The following is a 15780-nucleotide window of genomic DNA, read 5'->3' as shown; positions in this document are numbered from 1 at the left end:
CTTGATATCTACTCTGCTAATTTTTTTGCTTGGTCAGAGCGCTTATCCTATCAGCATTTTGTTGTTACACTTGAGTTACTCACTATGGTGTAAATAACATGCAAAACGGATATTTGATGAGGCAGAAACCTGCTTTTAAAATACGAAATCTCTCTAAAACATACCAAATAGGTGAGGTTCTAATCCATGCCTTGCAACAGATTAATCTGGATTTATATCAAGGTGAATTGGTTGTGTTATTAGGTCCGTCAGGAAGCGGCAAATCCACCTTGCTCAATATTATTGGAGGTCTGGACGTTCCCACATCTGGAGAGGTAATTTATAAAGATCATATTATCACTTCCTCAAGCGAACATGAGCTTACCCGCTACAGGCGCGAGCATATTGGCTTTGTCTTCCAATTCTATAATTTAATATCCAATTTGACAGCCTTAGAAAATATATCAATAGTTACCGAAATTGCAGAAAACCCCATGAATCCTGTTGAGGCAATCAAATTGTTGGGACTGGAAAATCGAATATCACATTTCCCTTCTCAACTATCAGGAGGCGAACAGCAACGAGTTGCTATTGCTCGCGCCATAGTGAAACAACCTGATGTTCTCTTGTGCGATGAACCCACGGGGGCCCTTGATTGTGAAACGGGTAAAATGGTATTAGAAACCCTTGAATTGGCAAATAAAAAATTGAACACTACAGTCGTCATCATTACCCATAATTTGGTAATAGGTGAAATGGCTGATCGGATAATTCATATCACAGATGGTCGAATTGCCCAGATTATTGAAAACAAAAATAAACGAAAAACCGCTGATTTATCATGGTGATGATCTTAAACAGGAAATTACTTCGTGATTTATTTAAACTTAAAGGACAGGTTATCACTATTGCTTTAGTTGTATGTAGTGGTATTAGTGTTTTGATTTCATCAATTAGTACCTACCAGTCTTTGTCGCAAGCCCAACATAAGTTTTACTCCGATTATCATTTTGCAGATGTGTTTGCTACCTTAAAACGAGCTCCAATCTATATACAGAAAAGGATTGGAGAAATACCTGGCGTATCTCAAGTAGAAACGCGTATTGTTGAGGATGTCATTTTAGATTTGCCATGGCTACAAGAACCCGCCATGGGGCGTTTTATATCCATACCCGATTCAAAGTCATCCAACTTAAACCAATTATTTTTACGTAAAGGACGTTTGCTTGATTCTGGCAGGACTAATGAAGTATTAGTTAATGAAGGGTTCGCCGAAGCACATTCTGTAAAACCTGGGGATCAAATTTATGCGCTATTAAATGGTCATCGACAACTCCTTCGTATAGTAGGTATTGTCTTATCTCCAGAATATGTATATGCAATTCGGGGCGAGGATCTTCTTCCGGATAATAAGCATTTTGGCGTATTCTGGATGAATCATAAAGCTCTGAGCGCTGCTTTCGGAATGCAAGAAGGATTTAATAATATTAGTCTAACTTTGACGCCAAATGCCTCAGAAAAATTAATCCGCAGCAATCTAGAAAAATTATTTTCGGATTATGGCTTATCAATTACCTACTCCAGGAAAGAACAAGTATCGGATAGATTCGTCACAAATGAAATTAATCAACAAAAAATTATTGCCTCCTTTATTCCACCTATTTTCCTGATTGTCGCCTCTTTTTTATTAAATTTAGTAACTGGGCGACTGGTTCAAAATCAACGAGAACAAATCGCCCTACTAAAAGCTTTAGGTTATAACAATTCCTCAATCGTCTTATATTATTCAAAACTCGTGGTGATAATTGTACTTCTAGGTGCCATCTTAGGGATAGGGCTTGGCGCCTGGTTTGGTAAATTAATGACCCTACTCTATGCTGAATATTTCAAGTTTCCTGTCTTCAATTATTCATTTTCAATTCAAGCTGCATTTATAGGTGTTTTAGTCAGTTTTTTTGCAGCTGGTTCTGGAGCATTGAGGTCAATATACCAAGTCATTAATTTAGCTCCGGCGGTAGCGATGCGTCCCCCAGCCCCACCCATTTATCGAACACTTCGTTTAGAACGCTTTGGCTTAATATCTCATCTTTCGGCAAGCGCGAAAATGTTTTATCGTCATACATTTAGGCATCTATTTCGTACTGTAATTACTTCTGTAGGAATTGCCTTGGCAATGGCAATCGTTATACTAGGCCTCTTTTGGCAAGATGCAGTTCAATATTTAATAAAAACCCAATTTTTAATGTCACAAAAACAAGACGCAACGGTATCCTTCACACATCAATTACAAGATAAAGTGCTCAATGAATTAAAACATGTCAAAGGGGTAATCAACGCTGAAGGCTATCGCATTTCTCCCGCCTTGTTAAGTCATCAAAATTACGCCGAACAGACTGCATTATTTGGTATACCGCCGAATGCAAAATTAAAGGTAGTTCTTGATAAAAGCGAGAATCCAATCCCTATACCTGAGAATGGACTTGTCTTAAGCCAAGGTTTGGCTGAACGATTACATGTAACCCCAGGGGATTGGATTCACATCAGTATGCTAGAAGGCAATAGAGCAAAAACCAAGCTTGAAGTTCAAGGAATAGTAAATGATTATGTCGGAATGTTTGCCTATACTAATATTTTTTTAATTAATAGAATACTGAATGAAGACCATCTGATAAATCTTGCAGGTATTACTATTGCTCATCAGTATCATAAGCAATTGTACAAGGAGCTCAAAGAGATACCTAAGATAAGTTCGATAATATTTAATACATCAATTGTTCAGACATTCAAAGAAACCTTTGCAAAACATATACTGGTTTTTACCTCGATATTAGCAGGGTTCGCAATAGTTATCGCAATTGCTGTAGTTTATAACAATGCCATCATTATTCTTGCTGAGCGCTCCTGGGAATTATCTACTTTAAGAGTATTAGGGTTCACTGAACAAGAAGTATCTAACATCCTTTTTTATAATATTATTTTTGAAGTACTATTAGCGATACCAATGGGTATTCTCTTTGGATATTGGATTTCATGGTCTATATTAAAGTTAATGCAGACTGATTGGTTTAAAATTCCGTTTTTAATTGAACCTAAAACCTATGCAATATCAATAATTGTGATAACGATTTCAAGTGTAATGAGTTTGTTTATTATTAAAAAACGAATACAACAACTCAATTTAACTACCGTATTAAAAGTGGGTGATTAGTGCCAATAATTTATCAAAATATAAAAAAATACATTTGGCTTTTTATTTTTTTAGCCTTGTGTTTTAGCATTATTTTTTGGTTAATCCTACCTAAACCAGTTAGAGTCCAACTAGCTGAGGTTAAATATGGACCCTATTCAGAATACATAGAAGATGATGCAAAAACTCGTGCAATTAAAATATATACTATAACCGCTCCAGTGCTGGGAAAATTACTCAGGATTAATTACCTTGAAGGAGATAACGTACGCAAAAATGATATACTAGCAACCTTTCTTCCTGCTTCCCCCTCGCTACTCGATGTGCGCGCCAAAGATGAATTGGAACAAGAATTGGGTGCTGCAGAAGCAAGATATGAAGAAGCCGCAGCAATATTAGAACAAGCCAAATCAGCATTAGATACAGCCCTATCGGATTTGAATAGAAAAAAAGGTCTGGTAGCGAAAGGGTATGTCAGTCCAAGTGAAATAGAGCATACTGAATTGGAGTACAAGTTGAAGCAGAAAATCGTTAATGCTGCTGAACGTAAAGTCCATAGTGCCCAACACGATATTGAAAAAATTAAAGCATCCTTAGCTGCTACCTCATCTAATCAAAATTATTCTCAAGAACACATTAACATTGTTGCTCCGATCTCTGGAAAAATATTACGCATTAATCAAAAAAGTGAAACCACTCTCAACATAGGTGCGAATATTATGGAGCTTGCTGATGTATCTAAACTGGAGATAGTAGCTGATGTTTTAAGCACTGATGCGGCTCAAATTCCAGAGAAAGCAAAGGTTTTAATTAAACGATGGGGTGGAACTATAGATTTAAAAGGTATAGTTCGCACAATAGAGCCAAGTGGATACACTAAAATTTCAGCCTTGGGAGTTGAAGAGCAAAGGGTAAATGTCATTATTGATATTACTTCTCCTTATGAACAATGGAAAAATCTTGGAGACCAGTTTCGAGTTGACGTAGACATCTTTATTTATGAATCAAAAAAAGAATTACTCATTCCAATGAGTGCATTATTTCGCGACTTTGAACATTGGGCAGTATTTGTCGATGAAAATGGAAGAGCCATTAAGCGTATTATAGAAATAAAACGACATAACTCTGATATTGCAATTGTGCTTAACGGGCTTAAAGAAGGAGAAAAGGTAGTTCTTTACCCTGGAAATTTAATTAGTAATGGGGTGAAGATAAAAGAATAAACCAGAGGGAAACTTTTGAATAAAATTAATCATTAAAATTTGTTATAAATCAATAAGTTATGGTGGAGGCGGCGGCTATTTAATTGATTAATCAATGTGTTGTATTTAAAAGGGTATTTTTATGTGGCATTAAAATATACCCCCAAATGTACCCCCAGACTTAGAGTCCGTCTGGCTTTTTTAAAGATTTTTTATCTTCCGAGACTAAACGGCGTTCAACTTTTTTAACATCTTCTGAGGGGGCAAGAGTTTCTGGACGAATACCTCGCTCTAGAAGTGTTTTACGCACAGCTTTGTTATTAGTGATATGCTCATGGGAAATCTCATTTTCAGTATTCATCCCATGTTCTCTTGCATTAAAAATAGTAATTTCTGTAGCGAAATCTTTGGCTTTTAAAATAATGGTGGGAGCAAAATCAGCTAACGGACGAGTATTAGGTACTTTCCAGTGAGCTTTCATAGCCTGAGTTGATTTATCAAATAGCGCTTGATCTCCTTTGCTACGGATCAATGCAAAGTTTTGATTGCCTCCAGTTTGTTCATAGATAACTTGAGAAAGCTCTTTCTCTGTTTCCGAAAGTTTTTTTCGGGCTAAAACACGCTCCGCTTCAAGGAGGCGTTGTTCAATTAACTCAGCTCGTCGTGTTTGGATTGCAAAATAGGTTTGAGCAAAAGCTATTTCTTGCTTTTTAGAATCGCCATTTTGAGCAATCAGATAGCATGCATAACGGGTTAACATGAGATCATCAACTTCCCGCTGGCTTCCTGAGCCAAGTGAAACCATTTTGTTGACGTCAACAAAATGGTCTGCAACCTTATGCCCCGATATTTCACAAGCCGTTTTAGCCTTATCAAGAACCTTGGTAAAATTTCTCCACTCGTCATAGCCAAGAAGCTGTTGTAAATCACGTGCCAACCAAAATTCTATGCCCTCCTCTGTTTGTTGGGCATGCATCTCAAAATTATTTGTTAAGGTATTGATAATTTCTATTTTCATAAAGATTTCATTGGAATAAAGAGTGGCTATGATTTTCAACGATAACTCTAAATGAATCAATGGGTTTTCAGTTAATTCAGACCGTAAAAAGAATTAAGCTACCATCAAAGTGAATCACTTAGAGATATGCCACAGTATTTAGATCTCATTATTCCATATTCTAGAATTTAGAATAAAGTCAGATAGCTTATTACTTTCAGATTATCCCCTAGAGTCTTCAATAATTGATTGAAGAGTGTAGTGACTATCTTCTAAGGCTTCTTTGACACCATCTTTGATCAGATCTTTTAATATCCATCTAATCCACATAAAAGCTAACATAAATACTAAAAATTCCCATAGAGCGTTGTCTGGAAGAATATGATTCTTGTTGAATTTTAGTTTTCCATGTTCATTATAAGTTTTTTGGTTTAATTTTTTGTTACCCCAAAGAATATTCTTTGCTCTCAAAACGTTGTTTTTATAAAGCTCTTGATAGTAAATATTCGATGCTTTATTAATAAAAATAGTCTTTGATTTTAATTCTCCATCCTTTTTATATTCAATTTTAATCACAGGCTTTTTACTTGGGCTATCTTTGAGAAATTTATTTATTATTTCTCCCCACAGCCATGAGTCTGTATAAGATTGCTTGAATTTAAGCTCGCCTTCCTTTGAGTAAAATTTTCTAGAAATTATCTGATCGTTTTTATAGAGGTCTTCATATTTGAGTTCGCCAGATTTATAAAATCCTATGGCAATGCCATTTTCCTCATTATCTATGAAAGGCATTTCTTCACGTAACTCACCGCTCTTATAAAAGCGTTTTTCTAATCCGCTACCATTTTCAAAAATTGCCTGGCTCTTTACGGATCCATTTTCAAAATACTCTTTAGAATCACCATGCCACTTTCCATTATGGTAGGATATTACTGCTTCTGGCTTACCATTCTCATAAAATGCTTTCACAACACCTTCCAACTCGCCATTCCTATAGTTTCCTGAATAATGAATTTGTTTGTTCTTGTAATAAACAGTGTACGTCCCATGGATTTTTTCACCAGCTACCAACAGCCACTCTGATTTTAAGTCACCAGTAGCGTAATATGTCTGTTGAATACCCTCTCTCTTACCATTTTTATAATGAAACTCTTTTTCCAACTTACCATTTTCATAAAACTCTTTCACAAGCTCAGTTTTTCCATTTAAAAATAAAACCTCATATGAAATTTTCCCATTTTCATAATTTCGAACAGATTTTAAAGTGCCATTTGGGTATTGCTTCGTTACTTCCTCAGCCATGCCATTCTCTGCCCACAAACAGAAAAAAAACCCTATAATAAATAACTTGTTACAATTATTGAGATACATCATTGCTGCTTCCTAAAAACATATAATAAAAATGTGCCTGTACAGACCACTGGGATAAAATAGAGAAATGCTTTTACTAAACTTGGATCAGAACTATCAGCTTCAATAATGCTTATAAAAACTACTGCTGCTGTCATTGAGGATATGATGATAAATCTGGTTGCTTTTTTATATTTCCAGGAAAATGGAAGCAAGAACAAAAGCAATAGCCATTTACTAAGGCTGCTTGATTTTGGTTTTAGATTCTCTAGCTCTTTTTTACTTTGTGGATAATCAAAAACACCCATTGAACGAAGTTGTGACTTAGCATTTTCAATCCATTTGATCGAATGTTCATCTTCTTTATCAATGTTTAATTTAATATATTTAATAAATAATTCTTTGGATTTTTCCTCATCGATTTTTTCGTAAAGCAACCCAAGATTGTATATAGATGAAGAACTATTTTTATTATATGCAAGAACCTGCTCATATTGAGTAATGGCCTTATTTACTTGTCCGCTACTATCATATAAATATGCTAACTCAAAACGCGTGTACCAAGATTTAGGATTAAGTATCAAATATTTTTTATAATATTCTTCAGCATGTTTGGTATCTTTAGCATCTTTATAACTACGAGCTAAGTCCAGGTAAATGTCATCAAGGGCAGAATAAATAGTATCAAGGCCATCAGAGCCAGTTTTGTTTCTAATTGCTAATGCGGTATTTAATACTTGAACAGAATTTTGTGGTTCTCTTTGATCTCTTAGGACAGAGGCAAGCTCTCTCAAAATTTCAATTGTCAGGTTAGGATTTTGGGTGTTTTTTATCCACTCACCCAACTTAGAAAATGCTTCATCATATCGGTGTTTATATCTTAATTCGCTAACTAATTCTCGCCAAGCCTCATTGTAGTTGTGGTTAATAGAAATGGATTTCTCCAGCAATTTAATTTTCTCCTCCCCTTCACTTAACCGTGCTTTAAGCTGATACCCTTCGGCTGAATCTTTAATTTTTAAAGATTTTTCTATTTCCCCTAGTGCTTGATCATGAGCCTCATTATGCTCTTTAATTTTTTCTTTACTCGGCTTAACCATATAACGAAAAAAATCCAGATCATTTTTTTCAATAATAAATTTCGCACGTACCAAATATCCTTCATACGATTCTGGATTATGTTTCAAATAATTCTCTATTAAATTAGAAGCTTTATTTAAATTTACGTATTTTTTTCCAGGGAAAATTGTATAAGCACGAGCAAGAAATAAATTTTTATCGGAAGTAGTGGCAAGGCGTTCAATTTTATCAATAACATTCTGCAATTCTTTTTCTCTAGCATCCCAACTTAATAAAGAAAAATCATTTAAAATATTCTCAAGTTGATAATTAGAGCTTCCCGATATGTTTTTAGTTTCGATAATTTTATCTTGAGAAAAAGCTGTGTTCATGAGAACAAAACAGCTAATAAACGTTACGATGATTTTTGATAATTTCATTTATTTGCCTCGATTAATTCAAATTAATGAAGGTTCATGCATCTTTTACTAAAAGAAGCATTTAGCAATCATTTTTAAATTTTGACCATAAAATTATATGGATTGAGGCAAGCTTTTTATTTTTGAACTTCACGTTTGATCGTTATATTATGCCTTCTTTTTGATCAGCCACGTGATTGTACAGCAACTTTTAAATTAATGCCACCTATTAGGTGTGGAACTTATAGGGTGTGATCGCTTTAACTTTCCTTATGAAAGAAAAGCATCACAATCTGATAAAAATAGGCAATAAAATTAGAATGCTACGTATAGCAAAAGGCTACTCTCAAGAAAGTATTGCCGATGCTGCTGGCATGGGGCGTACTTATATGGGGCGAGTTGAGCGAGGGGAGCAAAATATTTCAATCCAGAATTTAATTCAAATTGCATTCGCTTTAAACATAGAAGTGGGTGAGCTTATACCCTTATTATCTGAACTAAAAAATCCCAACATTCAAAGCTCGTAATTTACAGCAGAACTCTGAAGACAAGTTTTTCGTTTGTTAATAAATAAATATCAAAAAAGCTAAGAGCTAAATTAAAGATTCCAATGTTCCAAAAAGAAATCTTTAACTTGATTTACATACTGTGAATCTATTTGAATATCACTGGCAAGTAATATAGCTAAATCATAACAGCAGCTTTCTAATGGTATAGTTTTCAAAATATTTTCACTATCAAGGTTCTCATCAGCACAAAATCGTCTAAAACCCTCAAATAATCCTTTAAGTTTTGATATATGAGCTTTTTGTGCTGTATTGACGATCTCAATGAATTTTCGTGATTGATTTGCAAAATCGTTGAAACCTTCTTTTTCCTCGTATTCTAAATCTTGCTCAGAACCCATGATCAGTAATTCTGCTCTCTTAGTCAGGTTATAATGCATGACACATTTTTCAAAAAACAATGATCCCAGCATAGTAAGCGCACTGACACCTAAAGTGTATTCAAAATCATGTGCCACATACCTATGCCGTGGACACGTTTGCCATAAGCGATTGGCTTCCGTTTCATCACCGCGTGAAAGTGCTGCAAATGTTAAATTCAATCGTTCTTTAGGCGTAAATTGAGCATATTGATTATCATGAATCTGACGCATAATTTATTTCTCCTTTTTCCTGAATTTTAAAGTACGCTCTATTTCTATAAGTCGAATTGAGAGATCAGCGGTCTCGATGTTTTTGCGTTGGGCATCTATTACACCCATAATTGTTCTACCCTGTTCTGGTGTCAGCTCACCTTGCGAAATAGCCTGTATAATAGCCTCTCCCCAGATAGATAAAGCATAAGCTTTGTTGTCACCTATTAGCGGCATCTTCACCGCGATAGCATCATCTGTTGGTTTAGCAGGAAGCATACGTTCGAGAAATAAGCGTAACATTGACTCATTACCACTAAGCGCAAGTTGTATAGCTGTATCAAAGAGGGCATCTTTATGAGGTTCAACTAAACTGTTAAACAATTGTTGTCTATATCCTGTTCCTTTAGGCCGGCCAGTAGGATTGCCACTTTCACCAATTTTAAATGTCATTTTTTATTCTCCATCACTTGTTATTTATTGTTTTTAACAAGGTCTCTAATCATTTTACAGTATCTTTTGCAGTGTTTATTCATAAAAAACAAATGGATTAAACATAGTAAATAATTGTCATATCAATGTCTTACAAGTCTTGAAGTCTTTAAAAGACATGAAGACATGCAAGACATGAATTCGGTAATTAATCACATTGCTTTTATCTCCCAGGAAACATAACTTCCAATTTTTCCTAAACTATGGCATTTGATACCCATTTGCCTTAATGCGGGGGCGGCTCTTCTTAATGCATCTGCGAATCCCTTTGCAGATCTCGGCCAACTATCAGAATTATTTGGTTTAGCCGTTTCCACTTGGGCAAATAAAGTTTTTATTGGAAGCTGGGTAGTTTGGCGCCCACGCCTGTCAAACCATTCAATTAGTGCTGACGCAACAGGGCTTGCGTCAATAGTTCGCGCAATTGATTCATACCGAGATGCATTGAATATATCTAAAAAAGTAGTTTGCCCATGCCCTATCACATCAGCAATCGCCATCCCTAATCTTGTAAACTCAATCAAACGTGGGCAATTTTCAACAGGCAATTCAACCATTGTCGAACGCTCTAATGATTTAGCAAAAATATCCAATAAGGCACCAAACAATATAGGGTGTTTCTCATCATATATTCGCCAAATTTCATTCATCTCCATTCTTCTTGTAATGACGGGCGTTTCAATGGAAATGGTACGATCAATTAGATCTTGTGCTGTTACTGCGGCACTAATACCGTTTAGTGCAATTGGTCTTTTGACAATAATCACTGACTCGTCTGCATCAGTATATAGCTTGCGTTTTGCAAAACCTCCCCCAGTGGCCAAAACACATAATGCATCTTGCATTTGAGGAGATAAATGACTGATATTTTCATAGCTTACTAACCAATTAATACCACCTGTGACAAAAATATCTTCTACCGCTTTCGGTGCGGCACGAAGATCACATGCATTGGGATCAATTAATCGTCTAAGTAAAGCTTGTGTCGTACTTTTTGCACTTCCTTGTTCACCAATTAGCTCTAAAACTGGGAATGGGGTATCTGGTCTTAATGATTCAATTAACCAAGCGATAATTAGAATTTGCTCATTTTCAGGAATATTGATCAATCCCCATAATGGAGCTAAATCACCACCGGACACAGGTACAGATAAAGGACGCATTGAATCTGGTCGCAGAAATTTTACAGGTGATTCAGAAACAATTTGCCATTGCCCAGGTCTTACACAAACAACATTACTACTCTCTGGAATTCCTAGATCTATATAGTAAGCATTATCATGCTTTGCTACACGAATATGCACATCCTGACATACACCTTTAAAACGCGCTATTCCGGCTAAAGTACTTAATGCCTCTCTTACAGATTGGTCGCGGGGAGCACTCTCTGTTTTTTCATAATAAGTTGAGATCAACCAATCCTTAAATTGCCTGCTATCAAGTCTCCTGGTTTCCTTCGTTAATTTATCTTGCGCATACACCATTGAATTTTGGTCATGAAATAGTTCAACTTGTTCAACAACAAAATTCACAATTGATGAAGCCTGACTTTCTCGCTTTTCAGCTTCTTTTTCATTAACATTGGGCTCTTCGGACGTTATAATTAATGCCGACAAATCGAGTAAGGGCAAAGCAGTAATTTCTGTAACAGTTGCCTCAGGATGCATTTGACGCCAATCTACCGCATCACCTTTGGCAGGTAAATTTAATAGGTCAATATTTATCTGCCAAAGTTCACAACCTAATGGACGCAATTCATTGCAAACGGCATCAGCAAATCTTTTTCCAGCTTTATCATTATCAGGCCAAATAATTACTTTTCTACCTGATAAGCACTGCCAATCAACTTTAGAAGGTGAGTCGGCGGAGCCACTTGTGATGGCGATAAGACCTAGTTCTGTTAATGCATCTGCACACCACTCACCCTCAACAATCCATACTGGGGAATTCAATTGATAAGCTAGGTTATGTAAATTATACAAAGGCTTTTTATTAGAAAACTCAGGTTCTACTAAGCAATAACCTTTGTTTTCATCCAATTTCAAAGGACGAATCCATTTTTCACCAGTTGTAGGATTTTTTAACCGTATTCGCCAATACAGTATATTGCCTTCCGAGTCTTTATATTCATGTAAGGCTTCTTGCTGAAAACCCTTGTTAATCATTTTCTGTGTTAATCTACAAACGGCTTCTTGAAGTGTTTCGGATAAAATTTTCATGGTCTATCCTCCCATGCCCCAAGCTGTTTTGCTGCCGTAATAAAATCAATCTTATACAGTTGCATATGGAAGGCTAAAACATCACCCCCATGCACACCACATGACATGCACCTAAACCCACCTGAATCTAATCGAAGTCGCAAGCTGGGATTTGTATCAGCGTGGAACGGACAAAGCGCTGATTTCCATTCTCCACCACCAGTTAACTTTAGACCTTGTTCACGAAAATATTGACCAGGATTAGGTAATGAATCACGATTAAATTTTTTCTTGAAACGATTCATTTTATTGCGCATGATTCGTTCCTCCTATCTCTTTACGAGCAGCTTCCAGTTGTTTTACTAGATCACGAACTTCATCATTTGATTTACCGGCAATTCGAGCAGCATTTAATGCACTAATTTCATTGGCAGGCCATCCTACAGCACGAGCACCCAAACTAATTGGCTTTGTCCATAAACCTTGGGAAATTCGAAGATAGAGAGTGCTTCTGGGAAGACCGCTAGATATTTTTACAGCTGGAAGTCTAAGAATATTATTAGTCATGTTTGTGCCTCCTTAGGCAGTAGTGTTAAACATGACTTGAAGATATATTGAGTAAAAAATTGTCACATCTTCTGTCAAAAAGAAAATTTCTGACAGAAATAACGTATTGATTTAATTGAGTTCTTTATAAAAGTCTGACAAGATTTTTTTTATAACATCTGCTTCACGGGTATTTGCACTTCGTTCATTTAACCATTCCATAAAATTTCCAGTAACTTGGATTTTTCTCTGATTCTTTTTCCATTCAGGGTATTCCTGTATAGCTTTACTTGCACGCTTTGTAAATTCACGAAAATAGGGGCTAGTTTGTAGCTTATCTTCTTGAGTTGGCGCTACTCCATTCTTCAAGTAGTGGGGGTATTTCCCCAAAATAGCTTTAAATTTTACAGCATCAAACCACATATTCTCGTAGTTTATGCGTTGCTCATAACTGAAACTATCAAAATTATGCCGTTGAGGATTGTAATGCCCGTCTGTCAAACGTACTTCTTTCTTCTCGGGATGATTGCTAAGAATTTCATTCAACTGTCTTTCGTTGAGTACTTGATAATGTGATTGTTGATTATTCATTACTTCAAACTGCAATTCTCCTTTAATTCCCAATTGAATAAATTTTTTAGCCTCTGCTTCACTTATATTAAAATCATCAAAATTGGCTCTATTCAACATCCTTTTTCTCCACATTTATTTTATTGAATCTAAATAATCAGCCCAGTCTTGCATCATCTTTTTACGTTCTGGTAAATATGCAGTACGGTTATATGCCCGACCATTGGGATCACGTACAGCATGAGCCAACTGATGTTCGATAAAATCGGGTCGTACCCCTAACACTTCATCAAGCAAAGTGCGAGCTGTTGCACGAAATCCATGCCCAGTAGCCTCTTCTTTACTAACTCCCAAACGTCTTAGTGCTGCCAGAATAGCGTTGTCACTCATAGGTCGATTAATACTGCGCGCACTCGGAAATAAATAACGACCAGAGCCGGTAAGGGGGTGTAATTCTTGTAAAATAGCAATTGCCTGTTTTGAAAGAGGAACAATGTGGGGGGTATCTGTTTTTGTGACGATATAGCGCCATTCTGCGTTATCAATATCGATACCAGCCCATTCTGCATTACGCAATTCACCAGGACGAACAAACACAAGCGGCGCCAACCTTAAAGCACAACGTACAATTAATGTGCCTTCATACCCATCAATGACTTTTAATAACTTAGAAAAGCTCTCTGGCGTAGTTTGTGCTGCAAAATGTGCTCCTTTAACTGGCGGAAGTGCACCTTTTAAATCTTGAGATGGATCTCGTTCCGCTCGTCCAGTTGCAATAGCGTAACGAAATACTTGACCACAATTACCCATTGCACGATGTGCTGTTTCTAAAGCCCCTCGATTTTCAATGCGTCGAAGAACCGCAAGTAGATCAGGCGCGGTTATTTCAGCTACTGGTTTTGAGCCAAGCCAGGGAAAGATATCTCGCTCTAAACGGCGAATAATTTTGTCAGCATGACTGGCAACCCAATTTTGTGAGTGTTTGGCAAACCATTCACGTGCAACAAGTTCAAAGCTATTCAGCGCACGTTCAGTGGATGCCGTTTTCATTACCTTACGGTACTCACCAGGATCAATCTTATTTGCTAAGAGTTTACGAGCATCATCTCGACGTTCACGAGCTAAAGCTAAAGACACATCGGGGTAAACACCTAATGCTAATAATTTCTCTTTACCAAGATATCGATATTTAAGCCGCCAGTACTTGCTACCATTCGGCGTAAGATAAAGAAACAAGCCTTTCTCATCGGAAAGCTTGTAGGCTTTTTCTTGAGGTTTAGCTGTACGTACTTTGACATCAGTTAATGCCATTGGGGGTATCTCCTTCACAACTTGTCGAAATACCCCCAGATATACCCCAATATAGCATTGGCTGTTGGGGGTACTTATTAGACGTTATGGGATGGAGATTAAGGTATAAACCCTTTTATATCAAGGGTTATAAGATGGTATTGGATGTTCTTGGAAGTGTAATTGGTGGAGGCGGCGGGAATCGAACCCGCGTCCGCAAATCCTCTGCCGTCAGCTCTACATGCGTAGCCTTGTCTATTAGGTTAACCGTGGCCTCTCCGACAGGCAGGATCGAACACGGCGATTCCCTTAATTTAACACCTTAACTCGGGACGGGCTAAGATGCGAGCTTATCTCTTATGACCGTTGATTCGATACCGATAAGCAGGCTCGGTCAACGGGGCGCTGGTTTTATGGCAGCGCACGGTGCGGTTACACTATCAAAGCTTACGCAGCGATAGCTTCACCTGCAAAGTTTTCATCGTTTGCATTTATATTTAGTGAGTCTGATTTACGAGAGTTCTCATTCTCGGCATGCACCTCAGGTTTCGCAACCCACGTCGAAGCCAGGTCGCCCCCCTTTACTGTACAATTTAATTATAACACAAATGAGATATGACCCCATATGGTATGGGTTAATTTTTTTCGAATGTCAGGTGATAAAAACAGGAAAAGGCTATCGTCCAGACTATACCGTGTGGCACTCCTGAACATTACATTTTACGACAGGTAGAATTTCAATCACCTTAGCAAGCCATTGCTTATTATCTTCTTGGCTCAAAATATTCTTTCGTCCATAGAGTTTACTATGCAATTTACAATGTATAAGACTCGCCAACTCAGCATCACAGCTAACCCAAAAATACTCACGCCCAGTCGTGTATGTTTTTATTTGATGAGTGGCCAATAGTTTCCCGAATGGTACATCACTATTAAGAATCCCATCGATGACTTTTTTAGGCAGAACCTTGAAATTCATGGTAATGCGTGCGAACTCAACGGCCACTTCTTCATGATTAGCCTCGGCAAACTGGACATGATTACGTTCTTTTTTCCCATCCATAAGCATAAGAATGCTGCGAGAATAGGTATTATCCAGTTTATTTTCATGCGCATGAATAATCTTAATTTTGCCACTACGTTGATAATATTTTTCTAGCCCAAGTGTCATAAGAGGTTGCGTTAGTAAGAAATCAAAGGGCTTAGGCAACTTTGTTTCATCTATTTTTATGAACTCCAGCTTGTCCTCACCAATAGTTAAGGATTCGGAAGGAGAGGCAATCGTGAAACTTAAGCTGCCGAAAAAGAGCGTAAAAGGAAGAAAAATTTTTTTGATAAATAGCATATTCAAGT

15 protein-coding genes and 1 other RNA gene are annotated in these 15780 nt (G+C 36.9%); 4 read left to right on the top strand and 12 right to left on the bottom strand.

Annotated features, from left to right (window positions below; all coding sequences use genetic code 11):
* Window positions 1-116 precede the first annotated feature (116 nt).
* From Lbru_RS01295 to Lbru_RS01285, 3 genes are read left to right on the top strand one after another with little or no spacing between them, the layout of a single operon-like run.
* Complete coding sequence (locus Lbru_RS01295; protein WP_058440440.1) at window positions 117-827, top strand: ABC transporter ATP-binding protein; 711 nt, start codon at window positions 117-119, stop codon at window positions 825-827.
* Window positions 821-3187 carry an ABC transporter permease gene (locus tag Lbru_RS01290; protein ID WP_058440369.1) on the top strand — a complete coding sequence of 789 codons (2367 nt, stop codon included), beginning with the start codon at window positions 821-823 and terminating at the stop codon, window positions 3185-3187. Before Lbru_RS01295 ends, Lbru_RS01290 begins: the two co-directional genes overlap by 7 nt.
* On the top strand, window positions 3187-4389 hold the full coding sequence (locus Lbru_RS01285; RefSeq protein ID WP_058440368.1) for an efflux RND transporter periplasmic adaptor subunit: 1203 nt from the start codon (window positions 3187-3189) through the stop codon (window positions 4387-4389). The genes Lbru_RS01290 and Lbru_RS01285 overlap by 1 nt, the downstream gene beginning before the upstream one ends.
* Before the next feature lie 160 nt (window positions 4390-4549).
* On the opposite strand, the gene dinD is transcribed toward Lbru_RS01285, so the two are convergent.
* The 3 genes from dinD to Lbru_RS01270 form a co-directional block, all read right to left on the bottom strand.
* Window positions 4550-5386, bottom strand: coding sequence for a DNA damage-inducible protein D (gene dinD / locus Lbru_RS01280; RefSeq protein WP_058440367.1), 837 nt, complete (start codon window positions 5384-5386; stop codon window positions 4550-4552).
* A 201-nt stretch (window positions 5387-5587) separates the two neighbouring features.
* Window positions 5588-6667, bottom strand: coding sequence for a toxin-antitoxin system YwqK family antitoxin (locus Lbru_RS01275; RefSeq protein WP_162262376.1), 1080 nt, complete (start codon window positions 6665-6667; stop codon window positions 5588-5590).
* A 68-nt stretch (window positions 6668-6735) separates the two neighbouring features.
* Complete coding sequence (locus Lbru_RS01270) at window positions 6736-8214, bottom strand: tetratricopeptide repeat protein (RefSeq protein ID WP_058440365.1); 1479 nt, start codon at window positions 8212-8214, stop codon at window positions 6736-6738.
* A 230-nt stretch (window positions 8215-8444) separates the two neighbouring features.
* On the opposite strand from Lbru_RS01270, the gene Lbru_RS01265 reads away from it, so the two are divergent.
* A complete protein-coding gene (locus Lbru_RS01265) occupies window positions 8445-8720 on the top strand; it encodes a helix-turn-helix domain-containing protein (protein ID WP_338011168.1) in 276 nt (91 codons plus the stop codon).
* Window positions 8721-8791: 71 nt separating this feature from the next.
* On the opposite strand, the gene Lbru_RS01260 is transcribed toward Lbru_RS01265, so the two are convergent.
* From Lbru_RS01260 to Lbru_RS01225, 9 genes are all read right to left on the bottom strand, one after another.
* Window positions 8792-9352 carry a hypothetical protein gene (locus Lbru_RS01260; RefSeq protein WP_058440363.1) on the bottom strand — a complete coding sequence of 187 codons (561 nt, stop codon included), beginning with the start codon at window positions 9350-9352 and terminating at the stop codon, window positions 8792-8794.
* Between the two features lie 3 nt (window positions 9353-9355).
* Complete coding sequence (locus Lbru_RS01255; protein WP_058440362.1) at window positions 9356-9784, bottom strand: DUF5681 domain-containing protein; 429 nt, start codon at window positions 9782-9784, stop codon at window positions 9356-9358.
* Between the two features lie 191 nt (window positions 9785-9975).
* Window positions 9976-12042, bottom strand: coding sequence for a hypothetical protein (locus Lbru_RS01250; protein WP_058440361.1), 2067 nt, complete (start codon window positions 12040-12042; stop codon window positions 9976-9978).
* A complete protein-coding gene (locus tag Lbru_RS01245) occupies window positions 12039-12338 on the bottom strand; it encodes a CHC2 zinc finger domain-containing protein (protein ID WP_058440360.1) in 300 nt (99 codons plus the stop codon). The genes Lbru_RS01250 and Lbru_RS01245 overlap by 4 nt, the downstream gene beginning before the upstream one ends.
* Window positions 12328-12588, bottom strand: a complete 261-nt coding sequence (locus tag Lbru_RS01240; RefSeq protein WP_058440359.1) for a helix-turn-helix transcriptional regulator — start codon at window positions 12586-12588, stop codon at window positions 12328-12330. Before Lbru_RS01240 ends, Lbru_RS01245 begins: the two co-directional genes overlap by 11 nt.
* Before the next feature lie 111 nt (window positions 12589-12699).
* Window positions 12700-13257 carry a hypothetical protein gene (locus Lbru_RS01235; RefSeq protein ID WP_058440358.1) on the bottom strand — a complete coding sequence of 186 codons (558 nt, stop codon included), beginning with the start codon at window positions 13255-13257 and terminating at the stop codon, window positions 12700-12702.
* 15 nt (window positions 13258-13272) lie between these two features.
* Window positions 13273-14448 (bottom strand): tyrosine-type recombinase/integrase, encoded by a 1176-nt coding sequence (locus tag Lbru_RS01230; RefSeq protein ID WP_058440357.1) that lies wholly within the window; start codon window positions 14446-14448, stop codon window positions 13273-13275.
* 163 nt (window positions 14449-14611) lie between these two features.
* Window positions 14612-15006: a transfer-messenger RNA gene (ssrA, locus tag Lbru_RS16550) on the bottom strand.
* A gap of 109 nt (window positions 15007-15115) precedes the next feature.
* A complete protein-coding gene (locus Lbru_RS01225) occupies window positions 15116-15772 on the bottom strand; it encodes a hypothetical protein (RefSeq protein WP_065235403.1) in 657 nt (218 codons plus the stop codon).
* Between the last annotated feature and the right edge of the window lie 8 nt (window positions 15773-15780).

This window comes from Legionella brunensis (genome assembly GCF_001467025.1).
Taxonomy (GTDB): domain Bacteria; phylum Pseudomonadota; class Gammaproteobacteria; order Legionellales; family Legionellaceae; genus Tatlockia; species Tatlockia brunensis.
The sequence above is the reverse complement of the archived record's forward strand: the minus strand, read 5'-3'. Positions and strand labels throughout refer to the sequence as shown.

Excerpts from the sequence above, each read along its gene's own strand:
- Lbru_RS01295 (WP_058440440.1), top strand. The coding sequence starts at position 117 with ATGAGGCAGAAACCTGCTTTTAAAATACGAAATCTCTCTAAAACATAC.
- Lbru_RS01290 (WP_058440369.1), top strand. The coding sequence starts at position 821 with ATGGTGATGATCTTAAACAGGAAATTACTTCGTGATTTATTTAAACTT.
- dinD (WP_058440367.1), bottom strand. The coding sequence starts at position 5,386 with ATGAAAATAGAAATTATCAATACCTTAACAAATAATTTTGAGATGCAT.
- Lbru_RS01275 (WP_162262376.1), bottom strand. The coding sequence starts at position 6,667 with ATGGCTGAGGAAGTAACGAAGCAATACCCAAATGGCACTTTAAAATCT.
- Lbru_RS01270 (WP_058440365.1), bottom strand. The coding sequence starts at position 8,214 with ATGAAATTATCAAAAATCATCGTAACGTTTATTAGCTGTTTTGTTCTC.
- Lbru_RS01260 (WP_058440363.1), bottom strand. The coding sequence starts at position 9,352 with ATGCGTCAGATTCATGATAATCAATATGCTCAATTTACGCCTAAAGAA.
- Lbru_RS01255 (WP_058440362.1), bottom strand. The coding sequence starts at position 9,784 with ATGACATTTAAAATTGGTGAAAGTGGCAATCCTACTGGCCGGCCTAAA.
- Lbru_RS01250 (WP_058440361.1), bottom strand. The coding sequence starts at position 12,042 with ATGAAAATTTTATCCGAAACACTTCAAGAAGCCGTTTGTAGATTAACA.
- Lbru_RS01245 (WP_058440360.1), bottom strand. The coding sequence starts at position 12,338 with ATGCGCAATAAAATGAATCGTTTCAAGAAAAAATTTAATCGTGATTCA.
- Lbru_RS01240 (WP_058440359.1), bottom strand. The coding sequence starts at position 12,588 with ATGACTAATAATATTCTTAGACTTCCAGCTGTAAAAATATCTAGCGGT.
- Lbru_RS01235 (WP_058440358.1), bottom strand. The coding sequence starts at position 13,257 with ATGTTGAATAGAGCCAATTTTGATGATTTTAATATAAGTGAAGCAGAG.
- Lbru_RS01230 (WP_058440357.1), bottom strand. The coding sequence starts at position 14,448 with ATGGCATTAACTGATGTCAAAGTACGTACAGCTAAACCTCAAGAAAAA.
- Lbru_RS01225 (WP_065235403.1), bottom strand. The coding sequence starts at position 15,772 with ATGCTATTTATCAAAAAAATTTTTCTTCCTTTTACGCTCTTTTTCGGC.